This window comes from Cohnella baijiui (assembly GCF_020731285.1).
Classification (GTDB): Bacteria; Bacillota; Bacilli; order Paenibacillales; family Paenibacillaceae; genus Cohnella.
The window spans coordinates 64433-90456 of record NZ_JAJFOW010000016.1; the positions used below are offsets into that span (position 1 = coordinate 64433).

A 26024-nucleotide genomic window follows, 5' to 3' on the forward strand; every position below is an offset into this window, starting at 1 on the left:
GGTGAGCCAAGACGTATTGGAGCCGGTGGACGTCGCGATTATCGGCGGAGGACCGGCGGGCATGTTCGCCGCCTTCTACGGGGGCATGAGGAAAATGACCGTCACCGTGATCGAGAGCATGCCGCAGCTCGGGGGGCAGTTAGCCGCCCTGTATCCGGAGAAATACATCTACGACGTGGCCGGGTTCCCCAAGGTGACCGCCCAACAGCTCGTCGACAATCTAAAGCGTCAGATGGAGCTGTTCCAGCCGAATATCGCGCTCGAGGAAAAGGTCGTCGCCGTCCGCAAGCTCGGGGAACGGCTGTTCGAAGTCGAGACCGATAAACGCGTCCACCGGGCGCGGGCCGTCATCGTGACGGCGGGCGTAGGCGCGTTTGAGCCGCGGAAGCTGGAGCTGCCCGAAGCGGCGCGCTACGAGAAGGCGAACCTCCATTACTTCGTCAGCGATCTCGAGCGCTTCCGCGGCCGCCGCGTGCTGCTGACCGGCGGAGGCGACTCCGCGCTCGACTGGTCGCTCATGCTCGAGCCGATCGCCGAGCAGGTGACGCTTGTCCATCGGCGCGACAAGTTCCGTGCGCACGAGCACAGCGTGGAGCTGCTCCGCCAATCGAAAGTGAACGTCCTCGTTCCGAAGGAGATCTCGGCGATGCACGGCGAGGCGCGCATCGAACGCGTCACGCTGACCGACGTCAAATCGGGCGAGCCTGTCGAGCTCGACGTGGACGACGTCATCGTGAACTTCGGATTCGTGAGTTCGCTCGGCCCGATCGCCGAGTGGGGGCTCGAGATCGACGGAGGTTCCCTCGTCGTCGATTCCCGCATGGAGACGAACATCCAGGGCATCTTCGCCGCCGGCGATATCACCACTTATCCCGGCAAGCTGAAGCTCATCGCAGTCGGCTTCGGGGAGGCCCCTACGGCAATCAACAACGCCAAGGTTTACGTAGACCCCGATGCGAAGCTTTCCCCCGGCCATAGCAGCAATATGAAGCTCTAGACGCTTCATCCGCACCGCATATGCAGTACGCACAAAAAGGGCATCCTACTTAGGAAACAACCGGCCGGTCCGGTCTCTAAGGAGGATGCCCTTGTGATCTGTCCCGTTTGCAACGGCATGGAGGAACTGTCGTCCCCATGCGGCGTCTGCGGCGACTCTGTCGTCGACGAAGGGCGCGCGACCGATTGGCTCGGTCCCTATGCGCCCTACAGCCCGCCCGAACAGCCGGCCGCGCTCTCCGCCGCCGGGCCGGACACTACCGTCCCCGAAGACTGTCAGCACGCCGTCCGCTGTCCCGCTTGCGGCACTTTTTCGACCGCCGCCGTCCCGCTGCTTCCTTAGATGGGCAGTTCCTCTACGGCGACGGGCAGCATTCTTCGCTTGATCTCCGCTCGCAGCATAAACACGAATTCCCGTTCCAACTGCAGGCGAACCGCTTGGTGATAGGCTTCCAACAACAGCTCATCAGACAAGAGCGGCAACATCACCCACACCCTTCCTTTCATTATTGCTTGATCCGTGCTGGCATCATAGCATGGCTGGGAATAAGTGGACAAGACTCGCAATTATCCACATTCCAGTGTGGGCAACGTGTGGGTATTCTGTTGAAAAATGCCGCAACAGCCGTGGGATTTGGGGGATTTTGTGGATGAAGTTATACACAGGCAGCTTTCACGCCATTTCATAAAAAAGTTTCATGGCGCATTTTGCGGCGATTAATCCTTTTGATAACGCCTTTTGTCGCATCTCCGGGATTACTGAGGTCGCGTATTGACTTCCAGAATCCAAATATGTCCCTTTTGGTCGATTCCATAGTCGTAGCCCAACTGGCCGATGCCCGGGAACCGGGTCTCTAGAATGGAAGTGGCCACCTGCGTCAAATGGCGCATCTCTTGCTTCTTCACATCGACCTGCCCCGGCGACAGCGACCTCCGAATCCCTTGCGCGGCCGACATCCGGCTGCCGCCCCGGCAAAGGTTGGTCACGAACAGCCCCGGTCTTGCGAGACGTCCTACCATCGACCGGAATCGCCAGCCACCGGCCTTCTTCACGAACTTGACCCGGTAATCGATCGGCCTCCCGCCGATCGTCGCCAGGTGAATCCCTTTCTGGATTAAGTACGCCCTCCGGCGGCGAATGCGGCCGAGATGCCGATACAGCAAACTGAAGCTCCTGAACGTACGCGTCTGCGACATGTATTTGGCCGAATAACGGCCGCCATGCTTCGTCACTTTAATTACGCCAAGCCCGCCGGCGCCCCGGATCGGCTTGATCACGACCATCCCGTACGCGGCAAGCATTCCCCTCAGATTGCCGGGACTCAAGACACGCGTGGCCGGAATGTGCATCGCGACTTCCCGATTCGACAAAAGCGCGGCCGTTTTGACCCATTTGCTGGCCAGCATGCGTCCAGACCTTTTCCGCATCCGAATTGGCCTCCTTTGCCTTGATATCCCTATAGCATACTCGGGCGAAAAAACGTGTTCTTGGATGATTGCACTACGCAACAAGCCCGAATCGAGTCCGTTCCGGCCCAATTTGTCCGATGGAAGGCCAACTTATCCCCAAGCGTCTGTGGACAGCCTGTGACCTGAATGTTGGCAATCGACCGCAGCCCTTGTCCGGCGCGGGGGATTGTGGGGATGGATTTATGCACAGGAGCGCTAGCTTTCCACTTCTCCATGACATGACGCGCCCGACTGATCTTCACCAACAACAAGAAAAGCGCCTACGATACGGTTCTCTCGTAAGAGTCCCGTCCGTAGGCGCTTATTTCATGACATGTTGCACGGTGATTTGCTTTCAATCAGCACTGCTCCGGCGCAGGCTTGCCGGCAGCCGTCGCCGTGCGGAAGCTGCTGCCGCAGCCGCAGGTCGCGGTGGCGTTCGGATTGTGAATGGTGAAGCCGCCGCCCATGCCCGATTCCTTCCAGTCGATCTCGAGGCCGTTCAGGTACTTCATGCTGTCCTCGTCGACGACGACCTTCAGGTCGCGAATCTCGAGCACCTGGTCGTTATCGTGCTGCTCGTCGTCAAATCCCATGCCGTATGAAAAGCCGCTGCAGCCGCCTTCTTGAACGCCGATGCGCAGGAACAGGTTCGGGATCTCCTCGGCCGAGAGCATCTCCTGTATTTTAAGTCCGGCCGTCTCGCTGATCTGAATCATGTACGGTCCCTCCTTCTAACGATAAAAACGATGGTGTCGTGCTTTGTCTCCTAAGTATACTCCTCTCCGCCGCAGCGCTCAAGGGTCTCTGCGGAAGGGACGGGGAAGCCGGACCGGAAATCGGCTGGCTGCTAACGCTCATCCTCGCTGGCTGCCCGTTGTCTAACCGCTGTCTGCCAAAGGCCTGCTCGCTGTCTACGGGTCCTCAAACCGCATTTTATTGCAAACGTACAACTAATATCGTCTCCAAGTCCCTCATCGGACCGTTTAGTTGCAAAAGTACACTTAAACAGGTCCAAATTTAAACATCTCGTCTAAAACTGCAAATATAAGGGTACGTTTGCAACTTAATCGCCTTGCAGCCCCTTTCATCCTCTATTTAGTGGCAGGAATGCAACTAATCGCCCTCATCCGCCTTCCTTCCCCCGCTCCTTGCGCCCATTCTTTCTCCCTGCTCCCTCCCCACGCTGCCACAACTTCCAAACCGAAGCCCTCCGAAACCTGGATCGCGCGAATCCGCTCCTTATCCGGAGACGCAAAAAACCGGGCGCCTTAAGCGCCCGGCTCTTCTTCCTTCCAGTCTCCGCTCGCGGCCGTGGGGGCCGCGGCTTGGATCGCCTTCAACTCGATCCGGCAGCGGAAGTTGCCCGTCTCATTGTGCAGGAAATCCGCCAGTCGGCGGAATACGTGGGCCAGCTCCGGACCCGAGGAATCGGTGTCCAGCCCGTAGCGGAACTGATCCGCCGGCAGCCCCTTGACCCGCAGCCGATCCGCGTCCTCGCGGCTCTCGGCTTCGCGCAGCCGTTTCCACTCCTTCGTCGGTTCGAACTTGTCCGCCCTGCGCACGAGCTGCTCGTAAATATTTTGCTTCTTCAGCCACATATAGTATTGGATCGGGTTCGACAATCCCCATGCCTGGCTCAAGTCCTTGATCGTGTAGGCGGCACGGTATTGCTGCAGCGTCGCGACCTTTTCGGCTTGGTCGAGCGTCTCCAGCTCGGCCAACGGCAGAATCACCGGTTTATCCATCCATCCATCATCCTTTTTCATTTAGCTTATCATCCCTTACAGTACCATATTTTGTTTATTATTCAAGTTGATTCCCACTTTTACGTGCAATTATACCTATTTATTTTAGGTTGCCCCTCTGCGGCTTCCAGTTTATAATGTGAACAGTTATGTACACATGGCGTTTTTTTCGGCGAGTGAAAGTTATTTTTTTCACAAAGTCCGACCGATCCCGGTCCGTATCAGGTCTTTCGTCCCGAGCCGAACCGGGTTCCATCAAAGGAGGTTAGGAAGCATGACGCTCGTCATGGCGCATTCAGATCGCCGCATGGCGGAGATCGCGGACAAAGTCCGCAACGGGGAACGTCTCGCCCAGGAGGACGGCGTATACCTGTATCGTTCCGAGGATCTGCTCACGATCGGCCAACTGGCCAATGAAGCGAATTTGCGCAAGAACGGCAAAAAAGTGTATTTTACCGAAACGATGAGCTTGTACTTCACGAACGTATGCGAGGCGCACTGCGCATTCTGCAGCTTCCGCAAGGACCAGGGCGACGAAGGCGCCTATACGCTAACGCCCGAAGAGATGTTCGCCTACGTCGATCAGCATATTACGCCGACCGCGCGCGAATTCCATATCGTCGGCGGACACAATCCGCACGTGCCTTTCGAATACTACGTCGAATCGATCCGCTCGCTCAAGGAACGGTATCCGCAGGTGACGATCAAAGCTTATACGGCGGCGGAAATCGACTTTTACTCCCGCATCTCCGGTCTGAGCTACCGGGAAGTGCTCGAGCGGCTCATGGCCGTCGGCCTCGAATCGCTCACCGGCGGCGGCGCAGAAATCCTCTCCGATCAGTATCGCCAGAAAATGCGCGTCGAAAAAGCCGGCATCGCCCAATATCTCGAAGTTCATCGCACCGCCCATCAGCTCGGCATGAAGACGCCGACCACGATGCTGTACGGTCCGGTCGAGTCCGTCGAGGAACGCGTCCAGCACATGATCCAGCTTCGCGAGCTGCAGGACGAAACGAACGGCTTCCAGGTGTTCATTCCGCTGTCCATGCAGCCGACGAGCCCGAAAGCCGGCATCCGTCGCCGCAACTCTGCGTACGACGACCTGAAGGCGATCGCCATTGGCCGCCTCATGCTCGACAACTTCCAGCACGTAAAGGCTTATTTCATTAATATCGGCACGCAGCTGACCCAGGTCGCGCTGACGATGGGGGCCTCCGACGCGCACGGCACGATCGTCCGCGAGCGCATCAGCCATGCGGCCGGCGCCCTGACGCCGGCAGGCATCACGAGGGAAGATTTGGTTTGGCTGATCAAAGGGGCGGGTAGAATTCCCGTAGAGCGCGATACGCTCTACAACGAAGTGAAGGTTTACGAATAAGCGTTCCTGGGGCCCGATTAGGGCATCCTATGGAAACCTGATTTGAAGGAGACATACACGTGAGTCATATCGTCATCTTGGGAGGCGGCTATGGCGGGTTGACGCTCGTCAACGAGCTCCTCGAAGAGAATCTCCCGTCGGAAGTCCGGATCTTTCTCGTCGACCGAATGCCGTTCCAAGGTCTAAAAACCGAATATTACGCCCTTGCGGCGGGCACGTCGTCGGATCTCGACATTCGCGTGACGTATCCGTCCCATACGCAGCTCGAGATTGTGTACGGCGAGATCACCGGCTTTTCCGAGGAAACGAAAACAGTCGCCTTCGCGAACCGCGATCCGCTGCCTTACGATACGCTCGTCCTCGCGCTGGGCTGCACGGACAACTACCACGGCATTCCCGGTGCGGACGAATACTCCTGCAGCATCCAGACGCTGTCCGCGACCCGCAGGACTTATCAGATGCTGAACGACGCCCGTCCTTACGGCCAAGTGTCCATCATCGGCGGCGGACTCAGCGGCGTCGAAGTGGCCGCCGAGCTGCGCGAGAGCCGTCCGGATCTGAACATCCGCATCATCGACCGCGGACCTAGCGTACTGTCTGGATTTCCTGGGAAATTGCAGCATTTCGTCGCCTCTTGGTTTCTGGAACACCAGGTCGAAATGCTTTCCCATATCACGACGAACAGCCTGGGCCAAGGGGTCATCCATACGACTGACGCGGATATCCTCTCCGACGTGACCGTGTGGACGGCTGGCATCCAGCCGGTCGAGATCATCCAACGGCTGACGTACGCCAAGGACAAGCAGGGCCGCCTCGTCGTGAACGAGTTTCACGAGCTGCCGGAAGCGCCGAACGTATTCGTCATCGGCGACTGCTCCAGCCAGCCCTACTCCCCGAGCGCGCAGCTGGCGCAGGCGCAGGGCAAGCAGGTCGCCCACGTCATCCGCGCCCGCCTGCACGGCAAAGAACCGCGCCTCCCGCGCATTCGGCTGCGCGGCACGCTCGGCTCGCTTGGCAAGAAGTCCGGCTTTGGCATTATGGGATCCACGCCGATCATGGGACGCGTTCCGCGCATCCTAAAGAGCGGCGTGCTCTGGAAGAGCCGCCGCCACTTCGGATAGCGTTCCTTACAAGTCGTCCAAGAGTTTGTCCAGCGCGGACCGTTCCTCGTCCTGCTCCCGAATGGCAGCCAGGACGAGCTCGTACAGCTGGTCGGCCGTCTCCGCGACGACGGATTCCCCGTTGACCAAGGCATAGGGGGACAGGTAGCATTCGCCGCAGTTGCCCAGGCAGCCATATTCGATCGTCTCGATGTCGGGCAGCTTTTCCAGCCGGCGCATGACCTCGTCCGTGCCGTGATGCATGTTGCTGACGCAAAATTCTACGATGTGCATGGCGCCCATATCCTTTCTTCGGCCGCGGCGGAGGTCCCTTGCGTTTCCTTGCCGGCGTCCGTTTTATTTCCGACATTTTTGTACTATAATAGGGTTTGAAAGGAGTGGATAAACATGAGTGACAACGCACAAGCGGCAACCCAGTACGATGAAGTGCTCGAAGTGCTCGACAAGTTGCGTCCGTTCCTTCAGCGGGACGGCGGCGACGTCGAACTGGTCGACGTCGAAGACGGCGTCGTGAAGCTACGCTTGATGGGCGCTTGCGGCAGCTGCCCGAGCTCGACGATTACGCTGAAGGCAGGCATCGAACGCGCCCTGCTCGAAGAAGTCGAAGGCATCGAGGAAGTCGTCCAAGTGTTCTAATCCCATCCTCGCGTCTCGCGTTTTGCCCCGGCCGCCCCGCGGCCGGGTTAGGAGGCCCTGTCCGTCCGGTCAAACCGGAGGCGGGGCCTTTTGTCATGCTTTGGCCGGTTTGACGTTGCTCCGGATCGGGTCGAGTCCGCCCGACACGTCGATCGTATTGCCCGTCACGAAGTCCGATTCGGGCAGGCAGAGAAAGCCGATGACGCGCGCCACGTCCTCGCCCGTCCCGGGGCGCCCGCGCGGGGACTCGTCGTCGGTGAAGCCATCCACGTCGGCGATCGACTTCTCCTTGTAATCGCCGCGGATGTCGCCCGGGCAGATCATGTTGACGGTCACGCCGCTTGCCGCTTCCTCGACGGCCAGCGTCTTCGTGAACGAGACGAGGCCGACCTTGGCGGCGGCGTACGCCGCGCGATGCGGCCAGGAACGCGCCTCGCCCGCATGGCCGAAGCCGAAGTGGATGATGCGCCCCCAACCGCGCGTCCGCATCCCGGGCAGCACCCGATGATCGAGCAGCATCGTGCCGACCAGATTGCCGTTCAGGAGATAATGGATGTCCTCCGGCTTGTAATCGGCGAACAGCCGCCGCTCGCGGATAAACGGTCCCGCCGCGTTGACGAGAATATCGATGCCGCCCAGTCCTTCCTCCACGGCGCGGACGAGACGCTCGACGTCGTCGGTCTTGGCGACGTCCGCTTGGACGACCAGCGACCGTCGCCCCATCGCCTCGATCTCGGCCGCCGCCTGCTCGGCTTCGGTCACGCTCGACACGTAGGTGATCGCCACGTCGCAGCCAAGCGCCGCCAGCTCCATCGCCGTCCGGCGTCCCAGCCCTTTGGCGCTGCCCGTGACGAGCGCCGTTCTCCCTGCGAGTCGCATCCCGCTCCCCCTCTCCTTCGTCGGCCCCCGCTAGGAAGGCCGCCTTGCATGTTTGCCCAACAAATATCGGAACGCGGCCGCCAGAGAGCGGTGCGCCATTTCCCATCCCTCGTCCAGATCGCGCATATGATCCGCGATATTCTCGAGGTGCGGGTGGCCGCCCTGGCTTCGCATCGCAAGCTGCAGGTCGTCCTGCAGCTCCGCGTTCATATGGTGAATTTCCAAATTGCGGCGCTTGCGCAGGCGGCCGAACGCCGCCTCGTGCCGCGCCTTCAGCCCGTTCAGCTCCGCCGACAGCGGCGGATGCAGCCCGTTCAACCGCATATTGCGAAGCACTGTGAAGTACGAGAAATACGCTTTCATCCGCTCGGTCTCCAAGGCCAAAACATCGTTTAACAGGACGCCGAGTTTGTCGAGCAGCGAAAACAGCCGGATATAGGCATCCTTGTCGAAGTAAACGTGCCTGTCGTAGTCGAGCCGTTCTTCCCGCGTCATCTCCTCGAGCGCGTCCTTGGTCACCCGCTCGGCGAAGCGCCTCGCCGCGTAGCGGCTCTGCTCCAGCTCGTCGAGCGAGCGCACGAGCCCTTCCGCGCGAATCTGCAGCATGCGGCTCGCAGCCGCGCCGCGCGCCTCGGATCGGCCGAGCTCGCGCTGGCGGCGAACGAACCGCTCCATCAATTGCACCGTCTCCAACAGCGGACCTGTCCATTCGCGGGCAGGTTCGCCGAACATCGCTCGCAGCATCTCGTCCTCCAACGGACGGCGTCGTTCCCGGTCGGGATCGCCTGTAGGTCCGTTCCTTCATTTTACCGCAATTGCGCTCCCCCGCTCAACCGGCCGCTCCGCCCGTCAACGTGAGCAGACCCATCGCCACGGCGGCGGTCAGGATCACGCTCCAGACGACGATGCCCGCGGCCATCCAGACGAACAGCTTGACCGGCTTCGCCCCGAGGGCGATCCCGACGGCCGCGCCCAGAGGCGCGCCAGTGATCAGCGGCGACAGGAAGCCCAGCCCCGCGACGCCGTATTTATCCCAGATGCGGGTGATGCGCCCCCCGCGCTTCGAGTTTCCGGTCATGCGACGCTGAAGCCATGCCCGCAGCGACTTGCCGAAGAAAATGACGACGGCCGCCGCTACGATCGATCCTGCCGCGCTTGCCGCGCCGATCAGGATCGGATGCAGGCCGAAAGCGAAGCCGAGCGGAATCGCGGCCCACAGCTCGGCTACGCTGGTGGCGACGACCGTTGCAATTTGCATCCAGATGCTCATCGATAATCTCCCCTTTTCTCTTTCACCGATGTTATACGCTTGGCACCGGGGTCAGGTTCCGGTCCGTCTCTTCGCATATCGGACGCGCCCCGTCGAATATGCTGGAACGTCTCCGCCGCTACCGGAGCCGACAGGAGGATGATTCCCTTGCAGAGGCGCAGGAGCGCGGACCCCCGCGCCATCGTCATCGTCGTGGTGTCTGCCGGCGCGATCAAGGAATACGTCTTTTTCGAGTTCCTCGTCAGTACGGGCATCTACCTCTATATGAAAAAAATCGGACTCCCCGAGTGGTCGGCCATCGCCAGCAGCGCCGTCCTTCCGACCGCCATGCGCAAGGCATCGGAGCGGCTCAAGCAGCCGATCCGCGACGCGCGCAGGCGTCTCGCCGCCCGGCGCGACCCTCCGATCCGCTCCTGCCGTCCGTCGAAGGCGTAGGAGCGCCCTCTCCGCTTCGCCAGATCCGCGACAATTTCCGCCAAACCCTTTCCTTCTCCCGAAAGGCCGGATAAAATGGACATGGTGCGTCATGCACGAACTACGAGAGCAAACGAGGGATCGACCCATGAGCATATTGACCGTTACCAATCTAAGCCACGGCTTCGGAGATCGCGCGATCTTCAACGAAGTTTCGTTTCGCCTGTTGAAAGGCGAGCATGTCGGCCTCGTCGGCGCGAACGGCGAAGGCAAATCCACGTTTATGAACATCATCATGGGCCAGCTGGAGCCCGACGCGGGCAAGGTCGAGTGGGCCAAAAAGGTGCGGATCGGCTACCTGGATCAGCACTCCGTCCTGCAGAAGGGCATGACGATCCGCGACGTACTGAAGACGGCATTCCGCTATCTGAACGAGCTGGAAGCCGAGATGAACGGCATGTACGACCGAATGGGCTCCGCGGAGCCGGACGAGCTGGAGCGGATGCTGGAGGAAGTCGGCGAAATTCAGGAAATTCTGAATTCGAACGACTTTTACCTGATCGACGCCAAGGTCGACGAGATCGCCCGGGGCCTCGGGCTCGCCGACATCGGCCTCGACCGGGACGTGCACGACCTGAGCGGCGGCCAGCGGACCAAGGTGCTCCTCGCCAAGCTGCTGCTCGAAAAGCCGGACATTCTGCTGTTGGACGAGCCTACCAACTACTTGGACGAGCAGCATATCGAATGGCTGAAGCGCTATTTGCAGGAATACGAAAATGCGTTCATTCTCGTCTCGCACGACATTCCGTTCCTGAACAGCGTCATCAACCTGATTTACCACATGGAAAATCAGGAACTGAACCGCTACGTCGGCGATTACGATACGTTCGTCCAGCAGCATGAGGCCAAAAAAGCCCAGCTCGAGTCGGCCTTCAAGCGCCAGCAGCAGGAGATCGCCGACCTCAAGGACTTCGTCGCCCGCAACAAAGCCCGCGTCTCCACGCGGAATATGGCGATGTCGCGGCAGAAGAAACTGGACAACATGGACCTCATCGAGCTCGCGAAGGAGAAGCCGAAGCCGGAATTCCGCTTCAAGGAAGCGCGCGCGTCCAGCCGCCTCGTCTTCGAGGCCAAGCAGCTCGTCATCGGCTACAACGAGCCGCTCTGCCGCCCGATCGACCTGCTCATGGAGCGCGGCCAGAAGATCGCACTTGTCGGCGCCAACGGCATCGGGAAAACGACGCTGCTGCGCAGCCTGCTCGGCGAAATTCCGGCCCTCTCCGGCACGGTGGAGCGCGGCGACAACCAACTCGTCGGCTATTTCGAGCAGGAGATCAAAGGCGGCGCGGACGAGACGTGCATCGAAGCCGTGTGGAAGGAGTTCCCCGGCATGACGCAGTTCGAGGTGCGCGCGGCGCTCGCCAAGTGCGGGCTGACGACGAAGCATATCGAGAGCCGCATCTCCGTCCTGAGCGGCGGCGAGAAGGCCAAGGTTCGCCTGTGCAAGTTGATCAACCGCGAATCGAACCTGCTCGTGCTCGACGAGCCGACGAACCATCTGGACGTCGACGCCAAGGACGAGCTGAAGCGCGCGCTTCAGGCGTACAAGGGCAGCATCCTGCTCATCAGCCACGAGCCGGAATTTTACCGCGACGTCGCGACCGACGTCTGGAACGGCGAGTCCTGGACGACGAAGCTGATCTAATCTCACGTCGGCGTAGGCTGCGTGATGCCGGCGCCGGTATCGCAGTCCGTCCGCCGCGAACGAACGGCAAACAGGGGTTGTCCCATCGTCGTGAAGATGACGGATGGAACAACCCCTTGCCGTTTCTAGGATGGTTTGAATCGTTATACCGTGTACTGCGCGGAGAAGTTTGAAATGCTACTCATTAAATCCCAAGGATTGCAGCTTTTGCAGTTTTACGTACATTCCTTCCTTACCCATAAGCTCTTCATGAGAGCCCGTCTCCACCACTCTTCCTTTGTCCATTACAAGAATACAATCAGCCTCCTTGATCGTCGAGAGCCTGTGGGCAACAACGACAATCGTCTTATCTCCCCTTAATTTTTCCATGGTCTGTTGTATATATTGCTCAGATATGGAATCAATAGAAGAGGTAATCTCATCAAACAACAAAATCGGCGCATCCTTTAAAAGAGCCCGCGCGATCGATATTTTTTGGCGTTGCCCTCCCGACAATTGCACGCCCCATTCTCCAACCTGCGTATGATAACCTTGATGAAAATCTTTCACAAACTCGGCAACGCCAGCCTCCGAAGCCGCCTGGTATACTTCTTCCTCAGTCGCATCGCTGCGCCCTAGAGAAATATTTTCGAAAATCGTTCCTTCAAACAAAGGACATTCCTGTGGAACATAGGCAGTCAAACGCCTGACCTCATCTGGAGGAATGGAGGAGATCTCTTTTCCCAATACGGTGAAGCTCCCTTTATATTCATACAAACCCATCAAAAGCTTTAACAATGTACTTTTGCCGCTGCCGCTCTCACCTACAACAGCAAGCATCTTCCCTCTCGGCAGAGAAAAGGATATTTGATCCAATACAGGTTTTTCGTCATATCCAAATGTCAGTCTTTTACAGGAAATGGCATTTTCTAAATCTATATCTGATTTAGCCTGAGCCTGCTCTGGGTACTCCTCTCCCGGCAAGTCCACAAGCTCCAAAACACGAACGCCTCCCATTAAGTTATTCTGCATATTCGCCATCATAAACCCAATGCTAGAAAGCGGGTTAACAAGCATGCTACCCATGCTTTGTAGAATGGGGATCTGTTCAATCGAAATGACACTTGTCTTCCATAAAAGAAATCCTATGCCAATACTAAAAAGAACAACAAAGCTAGCTTGAATCTGACCTAGTGTATTTTGTGCAGCCGTTAACTTAACCGCTGCCATTTTCTTCGCTTGTAGGGTTATGCAATCCTTCTCATATCTATCCAGCAAAATAGCATGTTCACCGCAAAATCTTAACATCTCTGCATTTGAGAGCAAATCGGTCATGTCCATCGCCGTTATGCCAACATGCTTTCTAGCGATCGCATACCTCTCTCTCGCCGGAGCGACGAACTTTATATTGATCCCTAGCATCACCAACCCAAATAAAAGCAGAACAACTCCGCTAATCCAACTGACGGCGAAAATCGTTACGATCGTGGCTGCCAAAGTAAATATCAAAGATAAAGCACTTTGCACTGTATTTTTGAAAACTTCTGACGCGGCATTGACGTCGCCGTCCAGTCTTATAAGAGCATCTCCTGAATGTCTTTTTACGATATGGCGTAATTTGGATTTCATTATACGGTCAAACGCCCTGAGCCGTATCTCTTTTGTCGCAAGGTTGGCATCCCTGTTGGATATGCCCTTGCCGATAGCAACGATCAGCAGGATCAGCAAGTACAAGACAGCATATAAAATAATGTCTGATTTAGCCTTTTGGAAGCTTTCAGTTGCAACTGCGCCAAGTACACGTCCAAGCAGCAATGCCATGATCATATTTTCACAATAGTTAGACACAGTTACAACAATAGAACCGGTAAAATAACTCCTTTTCCACGGCAAGATATAGGCTAATAGCCGCTTCAATTCTCGTTGAGTTTCCATTGTGCTATATGGCTCGCTCCTTTAACTCTTGAAGTTGAAGCATTTTTCTATATTGGCCATCTTGTTTGAATAGCTCATCATGGGAGCCACACTGTACAATTCTCCCCTGATGAAGAACATAAATTCGGTCCGCATTTTTAATGGTAGCCATTCTGTGCGCGATCGTTAGTGACGTTTTCCCTTTTGTCAGCATGCGCAGGCATTCTTGAATCGATTCTTCCGAAACCGCATCCAATGCAGAAGTAGGCTCGTCCAACAAGATCAAATCTGCATCCTTGAGCAATGCCCGTAGAATGGTAATTCTCTGCTTTTCGCCTCCGGAAAATTGAAACCCGGCTTCGCCTACACGCCCATCTAAGCCTCTTTCGCCTAACAAAGCTTCCAATCCAGCTCGCTTACACAGTGCCATAAGCTTTTCATCTTCCATATGCATTTGGTTGGTTAATAGATTCTCCCTCAACGTTCCAGGGAATAGGCGGCTTTCCTGCCCGACAAATGCAATATTCCGGCGCATTGCTTCTTTATCCCAGTCTTCTATTGAATTTCCCATTACTTCAACGCTGCCGCAATCGGGAGTAATAAATCCGCAAATCAGTTTGATGATCGAAGATTTACCGGAACCGCTGGCTCCCACCAAAGCGACCGACTCACCTTCTCTGATTTCCATTGAAATGCCGTTTAAAACCTCTTTTTCTCCAGGATAAGCAAAATGAACATCCTCTATTTTCACCATACAAGAATCTTTTTGAAGACGTTTGGTTGCAGTACCATTTTCTTCCTCGGGCAAATCCAAAAAGCCATATATCCGTTCACAAGCCACTTGAGCCTTCCTTAAATAAGCTACCGTATCCGGCGTACCTTGAAGCCATGAGAAAAAACCGCCGCCAATGGCCACGAGGGAAAGTAACTCGCCTTGCGTCAAGGTACCCTCAAAAATTCTAAACACCCCGAGAGCAATCATTACAGTTAGCGGTATGAAGCCGATAGCCTTGCCTGCCGCTGCTACATATGCAACTGTCTTTTCATTTTTGATCGCTGCATCCGTTGCTTGATGCAATGCTTTTTCATATTGATTAAAAACCATCTTTTCTAATCGAAAAGCTTTTACTAGCGTAATAAAGTTGATCCCTTCTTTTGCTCTCTGTTGAGATTTTGCCAATTGGCTTCTATAGACTTTTTCATTCCTTCGAACTTGCTTGGTCAAAAGAATACTAAATGGCAAAACGAGTAAGGATATCAAAATAAAAACAATCGTAATCTCAGGATCGACAGCCAGCATAAACCCTGTTACGCCAATCAGTTGAACAAACAAAGTGGTTACCATGGAAAGACCGTAATAGGTAAAACCATTGAGTGTATCCAGTTCCGAACCTAAATGAGAAATGATTTCTCCGCTATCATGGGTTTCCAAGTAGGGCATACTTAGCTTTGTGGTTTTTTTGCCGATCGCCAAACGCAACTTTAGGAGAACTTCTTCGGACATACGCCCTTTTGTGTAGGTGGATATGCCATGGAATGGCGACGCTAAAAAGGTAGAACCAAGCAAGAATACGAAAGACATCATGAAAGTTTCTTTTTGATAAATAATATCGTCTGCAACCGTTCCAATCATTTTTCTCATATAAAAATCCATAAGCAAATAAACAATGGTAGCCACGATACTTGCAAAGTACCATGGCCAACTTTTGAGTACATCTTTCATAAGACAGATAACATAGCTAGGATTGCCTTTACGAAAGATCAATCATATCGCCTCTATCCCTTGTCATCCTCCAACCAAACATCATATACGATATATATAATATATATAATATAGAATGTTTACAATACAAATTTTTACACACGCGGCGCTCGCCAAGTGTGGGCTGACGACGAAGCACATCGAGAGCCGCATCTCCGTCCTGAGCGGCGGCGAGAAGGCCGAGGTTCGCCGCGAAGCTGATCTAACGCGGTCTGCGCCAAACGATACGAAGGGCTGTCCCTCGTCACCTAGGAGACGAACGGGACAGCCCTTTCGATACAGCGCGAGGCTTTGGAGGGAAGCAGCGGCGCTAGACGGTGAAGCTGCCCGTCAAACGCCGCAGCTCATCCGACACCTGCTTCAGATCGTCGGATGTGACGGAAAACTGCCGCATCGCTGCGCTCTGCTCCTCCGCCATGGCGGACATTTGCTCGGCGAACGCCGAGTTGTCCTCCGCGATGCGGTTGATCTCTTTGCTCGACTTCACGACCTGCGCGCTGTCTTCGGCGATCCGCTCGACGGAGGCGGCCACCTCCCCGATCGAGGACGCCAGCTCGCCGACGCTGCCGATGATGCGCTGCACCCGCTCGCCCGCTTCGCGGACGGACGCCGTGCTCCCGAAGACGGCTTGGCGGCTGGCGTCGACGAGCTCGTCGATGCGCCGCACGCCTCCGTTCAGCCGCTCCAGCGTCACGGTGATCTCCTTGGCCGACCGGGACGTCTGCTCCGACAGCTTGCGGATCTCGTCCGCGACGACGGAGAAGCCCCGGCCGTGCTCGCCCGCCCTGGCAGCTTCGATCGCCGCGTTCAGCGCGAGCAGGTTCGTCTGCGTAGAGACGTCGGAGATGTAGCCGACCATGGCGTGAATCCGGTCGGACTCGCCGGTCAGCTCCTTCACGCTGTCGCCGATCCTTCCGAACGCCGTCTCGATCTCGCCGATCGCCGCGCCGGACCGATCCAGATGGTAAATGCCGTCTTCCGCGGCGCCGCGCGTATGATGGGCCAGGTCAGCCACCTCCTTCGCGCGGTCGGAGGTGCCCTCGAGCGAAAGCGCCGTCTCCGTCATGACGGACGTGATCTCCTGCACCTGTGCCACCTGGTGCTCCGTGCCCGCGGCAACCCGGCGGACGGCGTCCCCTACCTGCCCGTTGACGACGAGGGCGCCGTCCGTGCCCTGCCGGATCTGGCCCGCCACCTCCGACAGCTGCTCCGCTCCGCGCTTGACCGAGCCGATCATGCCCTGCAGGGCGGCGAGCAGGGCGTTCGTCTCCCGGCCCAACTCCCGCATCTCGTCCGATGTGCGAACCTCGATGCGCCGCGTCAGGTCGCCGCCGGAGCCCGCGATATCGGAGACGGCGGACGTGACCTTGCGGATGTTGCGCGTCACGTGCCGGGAGACGAGCCAGGCGAAAAGCGCCGCGAAAACGGTCAGCCCGCCCAGGATCCCGTACAGCAGCGTCTGGAGCCGATCGTTGCGCTGGGCAAGCGCACGGATGCGCTCGTCCATCAAATACTTCTCGGCCTGACGCAGCCGGGACAGCTGTTCGCGCATGCCGTCCATCTGCTTTTGCGCTGAAGCCCCGTACAGAGCGGTCCCCAACTCCTCGAGCGTGCGTCCGCCGGTCCCCGCCTTCATCAGCGCTTCGGCGCCGGTCATCCACTGTCGGACGGCGCCGCTCACGCTGGCCAGCCGGCTCAGCTGCTCCGGCTCGGCGGCGAGCAGCTCCTGCAGCCGCTCGTCGCTCCGCTGCCACGCCGATGCCGCCGAATCGTACGTTTTCCTGGCGTTCTCCTGCCCCGCCACCATGTAGGCTTGCAGCGCGCCGTCCATGTCCGAGGCGCTTTTGTCGATCTGATAGGTCAGCACCTGGATATTCAGATCGCGCCCGGTGACGGCGTCGATCTCGTTTTGCAGCCGGTCGATCGTTCCCGAGACGACGAGCAGCGCCGCCGCCAAAAAGAGCAGCATCGCGGCGTACCCGATGATGATTTTGACGGCGATCGTCAGCCGCAGCCCCGGCATTCGCCATGTCTTCCGCTTGTTCATACGTTCGATATCCCTCAGATCTGCTCCTGAATATACCGGCTCCGCAGCTTGCCGATGCCGGCTACCTCGATTTCCGTCACGTCGCCATGACGAAGCCAGACGGGCGGCGTCCGGCCCATGCCTACGCCCGGAGGCGTGCCCGTGCTGATGATGTCGCCGGGCTCCAGCGTCATCGTCCGGGACAGGAAGGAGACCAGATACGGAATGTCGAAGATGAGCTCCCGCGTGTTGGACTGCTGCATGATTTCCCCGTTCAGCGTTAGGGAAATGTCGAGCCGGCCCGGGTCCGGAATCTCGTCGCGCGTGACGACGCACGGCCCCATCGGGGCGAACGTGTCGATCGCCTTGCCGCGGGTCCACTGGCCTTCATGCAGCTGCATATCCCGCGCGCTCACGTCGTTGATGATCGTGTAGCCGAAGACGTGCGACATCGCGTCCTCCGGCCGGACGCGCTTGGCCCGCTTGCCGATGACGACGGCCAACTCCGCTTCGTAGTCGCATTCGCGCACCTCGGCCGGAATAACGACATCCGCGTCGGGGCCGACGATCGCGTTCGGGTATTTCGGGAACAGCACCGGCACTTGGGGCACCGCCATGTTCGACTCGGCGGCGTGGTCGCGGTAGTTGAGGCCGACGAAGATCAGCTTTTCCGGCTTGGCGATCGGCGCACACAGGACGATGTCGTCCGGGGCGAGCACGGGCGCGTAGACTGGCGGCGCGGGCGGCTCGGCGCCGGGCGGCAGGTCCGCGATCTGCTCGATAAGCGTCCTCAGCTCCAAGCCGTCCGCGAACAGCCGCACCTGCCCGTCCGCCTCCTGCACCCCCAGCGCGATTCGTCCGTTAGGTTCGTGTTTTCGTTTGAATTGCACCCATTTCATCTTAACGGGCCCCCTGTCCGTTTGGATCTAACGCGGCTTGGCCGCCCAGCTCGACCGGCTCGCCCGACCGGGCCGAACGCACGATGGCGTCCGCCACCTCGATGCCGTGGATGGCATCCTCGAACGAGACGACATCCGGCGAAGTACCGTTCAGCGCGCATTCGCCGATGTAGGCGAGCTGCTCCTTCAGCGCGCCGACGATCCGGCCGCCCTGCCGGTGGTGGACCGACAGGTCCGTCGACGCGCGGCCCCGGATGCCGAGCAGATGGACGCCGGCCAGGTCGGTGTCGAACTGAACCGTGCCCTCCGAGCCGACGACTTCGGTATAGTCGTTGATGACGACGCCGGCCGCGTCGTGCGTCATCCAGTTGCTGTGCAGCACGGCGAGCATGCCGTTTTCAAACCGAAGCTGCACCCACAAAATCTCGGGAACGTCTCCCCCCGACAGCGTGCAGCCCTCCGCCGTCACCCGCTTGACGCGGCTGCCCGCGTACCAGATCGCCTGATCCAGGTCGTGGATCATCAGCTCATAAACGGTGTGCGTTCGGCGATAGGTGCCGAAGAGCGAATGGTTGCGCGAGCGCTTCATGTAGATCGAGGCGGGTCGGCCAAGCGCGCCTTCCGCGATCAGGCGGCGGACTTCGGCGTATTTGGGCTCGAACCGCAGCAGATGACCCGGCGCGACGAACCGGCCGTGCCGTTTCGCTGCCGCGAGCATTTGCGCCGCCTCGGCCGCGTCCGTCGCCACCGGCTTCTCCACCAGGACGTGCTTGCCGGCCTCGAGCGCGGCCAGCACCGGCTGAAGGTGCGCCTTTTCGAACGTGATGACGCTGACGAGACCGATGTCCGCCTCGCGTAGCAGCTCCTCGGCCGTCTCGCAGACGACCGGGACGCCAAGCTCCCGGGCCCGCGCCCTGCGAGCGGGCTGCGCGTCGCAGACCGCCGCCACTTCGATGAACGGCAGCGCGCGATAAGCTTCGAGATGGCATTCGCCCCAGCTCCCGAAGCCGATGATGCCTACTTTGAGCTTTTTCATCCCTTTACGCTCCTTCCATGACGAGGAACAGCTTGCCCTGCCGGACGCGGCCTCGCACCAAATCCTCGAACGCCCGGCCGCCCTCGGCCGCCGGCAGCGAAGCCGTCCAGCCTTCCTCGGTGACGCGGCCTTCCTCCAGCAGCCGCACGGCGTCGTGGAAGTCTTGCGGCGTATAGCAGAACGAACCAAGTACCTCGATTTCGCTGCGGATTTGATGATTGATCGGAAGCTCCGTCCCGTCGATGCCGAGGCCGATGTTCATGATCGTGCCGCCCGGATTGACGACGGACATGGCTTGGGCTCTCGTCGGCTGGAAGCCGGCCGCGTCGATGACGACGTCAACGCCTTCGCCGCCGGTCGCCTCCCGGACGACACGGGTCAGATCGTCGTCCACCGGGTGGACGGTCCGGTCGGCCGCCCCGGCGTCGAGCGCGATTTTCAACCGGTCGTACTGGGTGTCGACCAGGAGGATCCGCGCGGCGCCGAGCAGCCGGGCGACCTTGGCGCACAACAGGCCGATGCCGCCCGCGCCGAAGACGAGCACGTTCGGCCGGAAGTGGCGCTGCATGGCGCGGCGCGCGGCCCGCAGCGAGCAGGCCAGCGGCTCGGCCAGTGCCGCGCGGGCGGCGCCGAGCGACTCCGATACCGGCACGACGCAGGTAACGGGGACCGCCACCCACTGTCCGAACGCGCCCGGCCGATGGATGCCGACGATGCGGCGGCTCGTACAGAGCTGGTTTTGCCCTTTGCGGCAGGCCGGGCAGGCTCCGCAAGAGATGAGCGGGTTGATGACGACCTTCGTACCCGCCGCGAACCGGCCGGCACGCGCGCCCCACGCCTCGACCCGGCCGCAGCACTCGTGTCCCATCACGAGCGGCGGAACGCGCAGGCTGTTGTGACCTAAATATCCTTCGATCTCCGACCCGCAGATGCCGACGGTGTCGACGCGGATCAGCACTTCGTCTTCGGCCGGCTCCGGCTTCGGCACGTCTTGGAAAACCATTTTTTCCGGCGCCGTCCATACCAATGCCTTCATGCGTGTTTCCCTCCCCATTCCGTTATCCGTTCAGACAGGCGGGCAGCGCCGCTTGCAGCCGCTCCAGATCGGCGCGGTCGTTAAACGCGTGCACCGACAGGCGCACCCGGCCCTCGCTGCCCATGACGTAGATGCGCTCCCGGCGAAGCCGCTCCGCGACCGCGGCGGCGTCTTCGTGCAGGAAGCTGATGTTGCCGGCGCGGCGCGCCGGATCGTCCGGCGTCGTCACCGTGAGCCCGTGCGCCCGCAGCATCTCGATGAGCGCGCCGCCGAGCGAGAGAACATGGCGTTCGATCCGGTCGACGCCGGCCTCCAGCAGCAGGCGGGTCGACCGCTCCAGCGCGTAGACCGTCGGGTAGCTCGGATAGCCAAGCTCGTATCGGCGGGCGTCCGGATGAAAGTCGAACCCGTCGAACCGGTCCGGCCCGAGGCGTTCTTCGACGCTGCGCCAGCCGACGTAGGCCGGCAGCAGATTCCCCGCGCGCGTCGGATTAACGGCCAGCACGCCGCCGCCGTGCAGCGACAGCAGCCATTTGTACGTGCTGCACACCACGATGTCGGCCTGCGAGGCGTCAACCGGCGCGACGCCGAGCGATTGGGTGGCGTCCAGCAGGAACAGCGTTTCCGTTTGCCGCAGCCGCTCGTAAACTTTGCCGTAGTCGAGACGCGCCCCGCTCAGAAAGCTGACGTGGCTGGTCATGACGAGCCGGGTCCTCCCGTCGACCGCCGCGAGCAGGTCGTCCTCGTCGATTTCCCAGCCCTTGTGCGCCACGACCCGGACTTCGACGCCGGTCTTTTTCAAGGCGAGCCAAGGCAGCACGCCCGAAGGAAATTCCAGCGCGTGGAGCACGACGTTGTCTCCGGGGCGAAAGTCGATCGCCCGGGCCGCCATGGAGATGGCTTCGGAAGCGCTCGACAGGATGGCGATCTGTTCGGGCTGTCCGTTCAGCAATTGCGCCAGGTTGCGCTTGCACTGCCGCTCGGTCTCGGCGTTGCGCTCCCGGCCTCCCGGACCGAGGCTGCGGGACGTCAAATAGTCGTTCACCGCAGCCTGCACGCCCAGATGCGTCGGGGTCTCGGCGCCGCTGAAAAACCAGGCGCACCCGTTCAATCCGATAAAGTCTTTTTTGTCCAGCAACGCGTTCATAGGCGTCCCTTCCTCCCTTCGCTGGGGTTGCGTTGGCGCACGGAAGCCCGGACGCGCGCTTCCGTGCCGTGCGCGGCTACAGATTCGGAGGGAGCTCCAGCCTCTCGAAGATGAGATGCGCTTTTTCGATGTGCACGGACGCCCGCGACAGCAAGAACGGGCCGTGCCCGGGATAAAGCCGGTCGAACCGCAGCCGGTGCAGCTTGGCCACGGTCTCGGCGTATTCCTCGATGATGCAGTCCCAGACGCGCTGCGCGACGATCTTGCCGCCGGCGAACACCGTATCGCCCGCGAACAGGCTGCGGTCCTCCCCTTCCATCAGCGCGAGCGCGATATGGCCGCGCGCATGTCCCGGCGCATCGATCACGTCGAGCGACAGATCGCCCACCCGTATGCGGTCTCCCTCCGCGACGGTCAAGTCGACCGGACACGCCGGGAAAGCGAAATCGGGCGGGTAGACGCCGCCCCGCTTGGCCGCGTTCAGGCTCGTCTTGTCCATGTCTCCCCGCGCGAGCCAGGGCGCCGCTTCGGCCGAGGCGACGATCTTCATCCCGTACCGCTCCCGCCAGTAGCTCGCGCCCGCCGCATGATCCGCATGGGCGTGCGTCAGGATGCAGGTCCGGACACGGTCCATGGCCATGCCGCACCCCTCGATCCGCCGGACGATGCGTTCGGGCTCGACGCCGCCTCCGGCGTCGACGAGGGCGCATTCGCCGCCGCCGTCCAGCAGGTACACATTGCAGTCCGTCGGATCGCTCAGCTCCATGCCGAACTTGCCGCTGCCGACCAGGGATACGCGTTCGCTAATCCGCATGGCGGTTCTCCTCCTTTTCGCTTAGGTGGATGCTGCCTACAAGGTTGCAACGCATTCGATCTCCACGCACATGCCGGGAGGGAACTTGCCGATCTCCACCGTGCTTCGCGCCGGCGGATCGACGGGGAAAAAGCGGGCGTACTCGCGGTCGTAGGCGGCAAAGTTGTCGAGATTGTCCAAAAACGCCGTTACCTTCAGCACCCGCTCCATCGACGAACCCGCCGCTTCCAGGATCGCCTGCATATATTCCAGCACCAGCTTCGTCTGCGCCGCCGTGTCCCCCGGGTGCAGCACCCGCTTCGAGCCGAGCTCGAACGGGCACGTGCCGGCGACATACAGCGTGTCTCCGCAGCGGACCGCCTGGGAGTAGCTGCCGGCGGGCATCGGCGCCTTGTCGGTGCGAATGATCTCTTTTGTCATGGGATGAACTCCTTTCCGATGTCCTTTACCTTCCAAAAGAACGGGCCAGCGCGACGTAAAAAGCCGTCGCCGCCTCGACCTCGGCGACCGGCACCCACTCGTCTACGGCGTGTGCCTGTGCGATCGAGCCGGGGCCGTAGACGATGCTCGGGATGCCCCCGATGCCTTGATACTTGCTCGCGTTGCTGCCGTACGTCTCGCCGCGGCTCCCTTCGGGCAGCCCCAGGCCGCCTGCCGCCCGCTTCGCCGCGCTCACCAGAGGATCGTCCTCGGGCGTCCCGAGCGCCCAGTCCAGCAGCAGCGGCTCCACGGAAAGGTCGATGCCCTGCGTCCGGCTCCACGCCAGAAGGCGCGCTTCGAGCTCGGCCAGCGCTTCGCCCGGATGTTCCCCGGCGACGATGCGGCGGTCCACCTCGATGCTGCAGCGGTCCGGCACGATGTTGATCTGCCTCCCGCCCGAGATCGTGCCGATGGACAGCGTCGCTGGACCGCACAGGGGATCCCGGATGTCGGCCAGCTCTGGCGCGACCGTCTCTTCCAAATACCGGATGACCCGCGACATGTGGACGATGGCGTTCACGCCCTCGTGCGGAACCGAGCTGTGCGCCGCCTTGCCCCGGACATGGACGGCGAAGCGGGCGCAACCCTTGTGCGCGGCGACGATGCGCAGGTTCGTCGGCTCGCCGACGACCGCGGCCGCGATCGGCAGGCCAAGCTCCAGCAGCTTGAGCGGCCCCCGGTAAGCGTGTTCCTCGTCGACCGTCGCGCACAGCATCACGTCGCAGCCGAGCGTGTCCGGCTGCAGGGCCAGCGTCTCCATCGCGGCCAGCATGGCGGCGAGCGAGCCTTTGGTGTCGCAGGCGCCTCTGCCGTACAGCCGCCCTTCGCGATGGATCGGAGTCAGCGGATCCGGCATCGCGCCGAGCGATACGGTATCCATGTGCGCTTCGAACATGAGCAGCGGGCCAGGCCGGGGCGCGGGCAGCCGAACGATCAGATTGTCCCGCTCCTCGAACACCTGCTGCCTGGACACGACGAGTCCCGCCTCGCGGCAGAGCCGTTCGAGGTGCCGGGAGAGCGCCATCTCGCCGGCCGCGCCTTCCCCGTAATGCGGATTGACGCTCTGGATGCCGATCAGTTCCTCCAAAATGGCGATCGCGCGATGCTTCACCTTGCCGCACCGCCCTGCGGACGCAACGCGGCGAGCGGCTTCGCGGCCGCGATCCGGTGGCCCCATTCCAGCAGCCACTCCCAGGGCAGGCTCTCGCCTCCGACCATGTAGGGGACGCTGTCGTCCGGCGCGAATTCGTCCCCGAGCGTCTCGGAGAAGCGCTTGCGATACTCGTTGATGACCATCGGAATGTAGTACTCGCCGATCGGCACGCCGGTCCACGCATGCGCTTTGGAATCGAAATAGCGCGTCTTGATCAGCCGGTAATCCTCCTCCGCGTGCCGCAGGGCGTCCCGTGCGTGCCCGCGCATCCGGTCCGCGTCGGCGCGGCCGTCCCGCTCGAGCTCGAAGCGTCCGAACGCGATGCCCGCCGCCGCAACCTCCGCCATCCGGCGGGCCATGACGAGCGTCGCTTCGGCGTTTTCCCGCTGCCACGCCGCGAGATCGCCGGACGACAGGATCGCCTCCAGCTCGCCGACGCACCAGCGAGCGTCCGATAGGCAACGCTCCAGATAGGCGATCCCCTCGGGTCCCGCGTATTTGTCCGGCATGAACGGGAACGAAGGCAGCGTCTTGCAAATCTGCGTCTCGTGGATGCAGGGCAGCCGCCGGACAACGGCTTCGTACCGGGGACCGTTCTCCGGCCCGTGCAGGTGCAAAGAGGCATGCGTCAAAAACGCTTCGCGGTCCATCCGCCAGCAATCCCAGCCGAACTGGGCCGGCGCCATGAAGTACAGCTCGTGCCCGTACCACTCGAAGCCGTATCCGTTAATCGCCGCGCAGCCGGTATTGACCGCGCCTTGAAACTGCGCGATGTCGTTCCACAGGTGCTGGAACGTGTAGTTGCGCAGAGAATCCGGGAACGTGTCCGGGATCAGGTACGGGATGCGCCCGAGACTGGCCGCAAAGCCGCTGCCCTCGCAGTTGCGGGACCAAATGCGTTCCTCGCCGAAGACGTCGCGCCATTTCAGGAATTCCCGGTCGTCGTCCTCCAGCCCCGGCGCCCAGAACAGCACGACTCGCTCCGGCAGCTTCGCGGCCCATTCCGCGAGCTTAGTCCGGTCCTTGACGATCGGAGGCTCGCGCAGCCAGCGGACGCCGACCAGCGTCTCGGGGCGCAGCACCCGGACGTACTCCGCCAACAGCTCGGCCGTGACGGTATGCTTGGCGTCGTTCGGCGCCAAATGGCCGTATTTGCGCCGGCACTCCTCGCATTGGCAGAACCACTTCACCTCCTCGCTCTCCTCGAAAACGAGGCCGTTAAAGCCGAGCGCCTCGATCCGCTTGACGCTCTCGATCAGATAGCGCCGCACGTCCGACCGCGAAGTGCACATCGCGTCGTAGCTGTTCACGTGCCCTTCGGCCTTCAGCTCGTCGGACAGGACGCTGCGGCTCTCGGGGTGGACGACCGGATAGCCGCCGCTGTAGGAGTTCATGCCGATGTAGGCGTAGATCTCGATTCCACGCGTGTTGGCGTAGGCAATCAGCTCTTCGAGGAACGGCTTGCGCAGGTTCGGATGGGTGAACGACACCTCGACCCAGTCGCCGATCTCTTCCGACCACGTCTCGACCGGCAAATTCCGCAGGACGGTCTCCGGATACGCGTCGAATTCGAACGGCCAAAAGCCGTACATGACGACGTTCAACGCGCTGATCTTGCGGCGGAAGCACCAGTCCACGAACGTCTTCCAGCGCTCCCCCTCCCACAGCTGGGTGCCGAATCCGGCCCGCGCGAAGCCCGCGTACCAGGTCATCGTCGGCGAGATGATGCGCTTGCCGATATCCGGTCCGTCCACGATGTCGATTTCCGGCAAGCCGTCTTCGCCGCTCAGTTCCGTCAGCTGCGCCAGCGTCGAGATGCCGTGCAGCGCCCCCTTCGCGTTCATCGCGCCGATCGTGATGGCGTCCTCCCGGATGCGGAGGGTATAGGCTTGCTCCGGATGAGCCTGCCGGAGCAGCGCCTCCCGCGTCTCCGCCGGGATCGCGTCCGGTCCCTGTACGGCCAGGACGCCGAACGGCGCTCCTTCCGCGCCGTCCGCGGCGTCAAGGCGCAGCGCCGGCAGTTCGCGGACGGCCACCTCGGACACGGCCGCAAAGGCGGGATCGAGTGCAAGCTTCGTCGTTCTCCCGAGCGCATACCGGCCCGCCCCCGTCCGCCACTCTTTGGGCGTCGGGAGCAGCGGCGCCGGGAGACGGTCAACCGCTGCTGTCATCGCCTTCCACT

Annotated in this window: 26 protein-coding genes and 1 pseudogene; 8 read left to right on the forward strand and 19 right to left on the reverse strand. The window is 60.5% G+C overall.

Going from position 1 to position 26024, the window contains the following annotated elements; genetic code table 11:
• The first annotated feature begins 1 nt into the window (after nt 1).
• Both LKX83_RS16235 and LKX83_RS16240 read left to right on the forward strand, forming a co-directional pair.
• The gene (locus LKX83_RS16235) at nt 2–997 is read left to right on the forward strand and encodes an NAD(P)/FAD-dependent oxidoreductase (protein ID WP_370639088.1); all 996 of its coding nucleotides are present in this window, start codon (nt 2–4) and stop codon (nt 995–997) included.
• Between the two features lie 93 nt (nt 998–1090).
• Nucleotides 1091–1339, forward strand: coding sequence for a hypothetical protein (locus LKX83_RS16240; RefSeq protein ID WP_227883336.1), 249 nt, complete (start codon nt 1091–1093; stop codon nt 1337–1339).
• On the opposite strand, the gene sda is transcribed toward LKX83_RS16240, so the two are convergent.
• The 4 genes from sda to LKX83_RS16260 form a co-directional block, all read right to left on the reverse strand.
• Nucleotides 1336–1482 carry a sporulation histidine kinase inhibitor Sda gene (gene sda / locus LKX83_RS16245; protein WP_370639089.1) on the reverse strand — a complete coding sequence of 49 codons (147 nt, stop codon included), beginning with the start codon at nt 1480–1482 and terminating at the stop codon, nt 1336–1338. The genes LKX83_RS16240 and sda overlap by 4 nt on opposite strands.
• A 270-nt stretch (nt 1483–1752) precedes the next feature.
• Nucleotides 1753–2424: a YheC/YheD family protein gene (locus LKX83_RS16250; protein ID WP_227883337.1), complete on the reverse strand. Its 672-nt coding sequence runs from the start codon at nt 2422–2424 to the stop codon at nt 1753–1755.
• Nucleotides 2425–2804: 380 nt separating this feature from the next.
• Nucleotides 2805–3164, reverse strand: coding sequence for a HesB/IscA family protein (locus tag LKX83_RS16255; protein WP_227883338.1), 360 nt, complete (start codon nt 3162–3164; stop codon nt 2805–2807).
• Nucleotides 3165–3716: 552 nt separating this feature from the next.
• On the reverse strand, nt 3717–4193 hold the full coding sequence (locus LKX83_RS16260; RefSeq protein WP_227883339.1) for a hypothetical protein: 477 nt from the start codon (nt 4191–4193) through the stop codon (nt 3717–3719).
• Between the two features lie 274 nt (nt 4194–4467).
• Between LKX83_RS16260 and mqnE the strand changes: the two genes are divergently transcribed.
• On the forward strand, nt 4468–5571 hold the full coding sequence (gene mqnE, locus LKX83_RS16265) for an aminofutalosine synthase MqnE (RefSeq protein ID WP_227883340.1): 1104 nt from the start codon (nt 4468–4470) through the stop codon (nt 5569–5571).
• A 59-nt stretch (nt 5572–5630) separates the two neighbouring features.
• On the forward strand, nt 5631–6692 hold the full coding sequence (locus LKX83_RS16270; protein ID WP_227883341.1) for an NAD(P)/FAD-dependent oxidoreductase: 1062 nt from the start codon (nt 5631–5633) through the stop codon (nt 6690–6692).
• A gap of 6 nt (nt 6693–6698) precedes the next feature.
• Here LKX83_RS16270 and LKX83_RS16275 read toward each other — a convergent pair whose 3' ends face one another.
• Entirely contained in the window at nt 6699–6965 is a 267-nt protein-coding gene (locus tag LKX83_RS16275) for a YuzB family protein (protein WP_227883342.1), read from the reverse strand.
• A gap of 114 nt (nt 6966–7079) precedes the next feature.
• Here LKX83_RS16275 and LKX83_RS16280 point away from each other — a divergent pair, with 114 nt between their 5' ends.
• The gene (locus LKX83_RS16280; RefSeq protein ID WP_227883343.1) at nt 7080–7328 is read left to right on the forward strand and encodes a NifU family protein; all 249 of its coding nucleotides are present in this window, start codon (nt 7080–7082) and stop codon (nt 7326–7328) included.
• Nucleotides 7329–7421: 93 nt separating this feature from the next.
• On the opposite strand, the gene LKX83_RS16285 is transcribed toward LKX83_RS16280, so the two are convergent.
• The 3 genes from LKX83_RS16285 to LKX83_RS16295 all read right to left on the reverse strand — a co-directional run bounded on the left by LKX83_RS16285 (nt 7422) and on the right by LKX83_RS16295 (nt 9477).
• Nucleotides 7422–8207: an SDR family oxidoreductase gene (locus LKX83_RS16285; protein WP_227883344.1), complete on the reverse strand. Its 786-nt coding sequence runs from the start codon at nt 8205–8207 to the stop codon at nt 7422–7424.
• A 30-nt stretch (nt 8208–8237) separates the two neighbouring features.
• A complete protein-coding gene (locus LKX83_RS16290) occupies nt 8238–8951 on the reverse strand; it encodes a Cthe_2314 family HEPN domain-containing protein (protein WP_227883345.1) in 714 nt (237 codons plus the stop codon).
• Nucleotides 8952–9036: 85 nt separating this feature from the next.
• The gene (locus LKX83_RS16295) at nt 9037–9477 is read right to left on the reverse strand and encodes a small multi-drug export protein (RefSeq protein ID WP_227883346.1); all 441 of its coding nucleotides are present in this window, start codon (nt 9475–9477) and stop codon (nt 9037–9039) included.
• Between the two features lie 147 nt (nt 9478–9624).
• Between LKX83_RS16295 and LKX83_RS16300 the strand changes: the two genes are divergently transcribed.
• Both LKX83_RS16300 and LKX83_RS16305 read left to right on the forward strand, forming a co-directional pair.
• Nucleotides 9625–9912: a hypothetical protein gene (locus tag LKX83_RS16300; RefSeq protein ID WP_227883347.1), complete on the forward strand. Its 288-nt coding sequence runs from the start codon at nt 9625–9627 to the stop codon at nt 9910–9912.
• A gap of 127 nt (nt 9913–10039) precedes the next feature.
• Nucleotides 10040–11596: an ABC-F family ATP-binding cassette domain-containing protein gene (locus tag LKX83_RS16305; RefSeq protein ID WP_227883348.1), complete on the forward strand. Its 1557-nt coding sequence runs from the start codon at nt 10040–10042 to the stop codon at nt 11594–11596.
• Nucleotides 11597–11773: 177 nt separating this feature from the next.
• Here the strand turns inward: LKX83_RS16305 and LKX83_RS16310 are convergent, their stop codons facing one another.
• The gene (locus LKX83_RS16310) at nt 11774–13510 is read right to left on the reverse strand and encodes an ABC transporter ATP-binding protein (protein WP_227883349.1); all 1737 of its coding nucleotides are present in this window, start codon (nt 13508–13510) and stop codon (nt 11774–11776) included.
• Nucleotides 13511–13514: 4 nt separating this feature from the next.
• Nucleotides 13515–15254: an ABC transporter ATP-binding protein gene (locus LKX83_RS16315; protein WP_227883350.1), complete on the reverse strand. Its 1740-nt coding sequence runs from the start codon at nt 15252–15254 to the stop codon at nt 13515–13517.
• Nucleotides 15255–15354: 100 nt separating this feature from the next.
• On the opposite strand from LKX83_RS16315, the pseudogene LKX83_RS16320 reads away from it, so the two are divergent.
• A pseudogene (locus tag LKX83_RS16320) lies at nt 15355–15441 on the forward strand (hypothetical protein); the annotation flags it as partial.
• 120 nt (nt 15442–15561) lie between these two features.
• Here the strand turns inward: LKX83_RS16320 and LKX83_RS16325 are convergent.
• From LKX83_RS16325 to LKX83_RS16365, 9 genes are all read right to left on the reverse strand, one after another.
• Nucleotides 15562–17298 (reverse strand): methyl-accepting chemotaxis protein, encoded by a 1737-nt coding sequence (locus LKX83_RS16325; RefSeq protein WP_227883351.1) that lies wholly within the window; start codon nt 17296–17298, stop codon nt 15562–15564.
• 14 nt (nt 17299–17312) lie between these two features.
• Entirely contained in the window at nt 17313–18176 is an 864-nt protein-coding gene (locus LKX83_RS16330; RefSeq protein WP_227883352.1) for a fumarylacetoacetate hydrolase family protein, read from the reverse strand.
• 1 nt (nt 18177) lies between these two features.
• Entirely contained in the window at nt 18178–19212 is a 1035-nt protein-coding gene (locus tag LKX83_RS16335) for a Gfo/Idh/MocA family protein (RefSeq protein ID WP_227883353.1), read from the reverse strand.
• Between the two features lie 4 nt (nt 19213–19216).
• Nucleotides 19217–20248: a zinc-dependent alcohol dehydrogenase gene (locus LKX83_RS16340; RefSeq protein WP_227883354.1), complete on the reverse strand. Its 1032-nt coding sequence runs from the start codon at nt 20246–20248 to the stop codon at nt 19217–19219.
• Between the two features lie 22 nt (nt 20249–20270).
• Nucleotides 20271–21395 carry an aminotransferase class V-fold PLP-dependent enzyme gene (locus tag LKX83_RS16345; protein WP_227883355.1) on the reverse strand — a complete coding sequence of 375 codons (1125 nt, stop codon included), beginning with the start codon at nt 21393–21395 and terminating at the stop codon, nt 20271–20273.
• Nucleotides 21396–21471: 76 nt separating this feature from the next.
• Entirely contained in the window at nt 21472–22209 is a 738-nt protein-coding gene (locus LKX83_RS16350) for an MBL fold metallo-hydrolase (protein ID WP_227883356.1), read from the reverse strand.
• Nucleotides 22210–22245: 36 nt separating this feature from the next.
• Nucleotides 22246–22629 (reverse strand): RidA family protein, encoded by a 384-nt coding sequence (locus LKX83_RS16355; RefSeq protein WP_227883357.1) that lies wholly within the window; start codon nt 22627–22629, stop codon nt 22246–22248.
• A gap of 25 nt (nt 22630–22654) precedes the next feature.
• Complete coding sequence (locus LKX83_RS16360; protein WP_227883358.1) at nt 22655–23800, reverse strand: M20 family metallopeptidase; 1146 nt, start codon at nt 23798–23800, stop codon at nt 22655–22657.
• Complete coding sequence (locus tag LKX83_RS16365; protein WP_227883359.1) at nt 23797–26013, reverse strand: glycoside hydrolase family 20 zincin-like fold domain-containing protein; 2217 nt, start codon at nt 26011–26013, stop codon at nt 23797–23799. The genes LKX83_RS16360 and LKX83_RS16365 overlap by 4 nt, the downstream gene beginning before the upstream one ends.
• Nucleotides 26014–26024 lie beyond the last annotated feature (11 nt).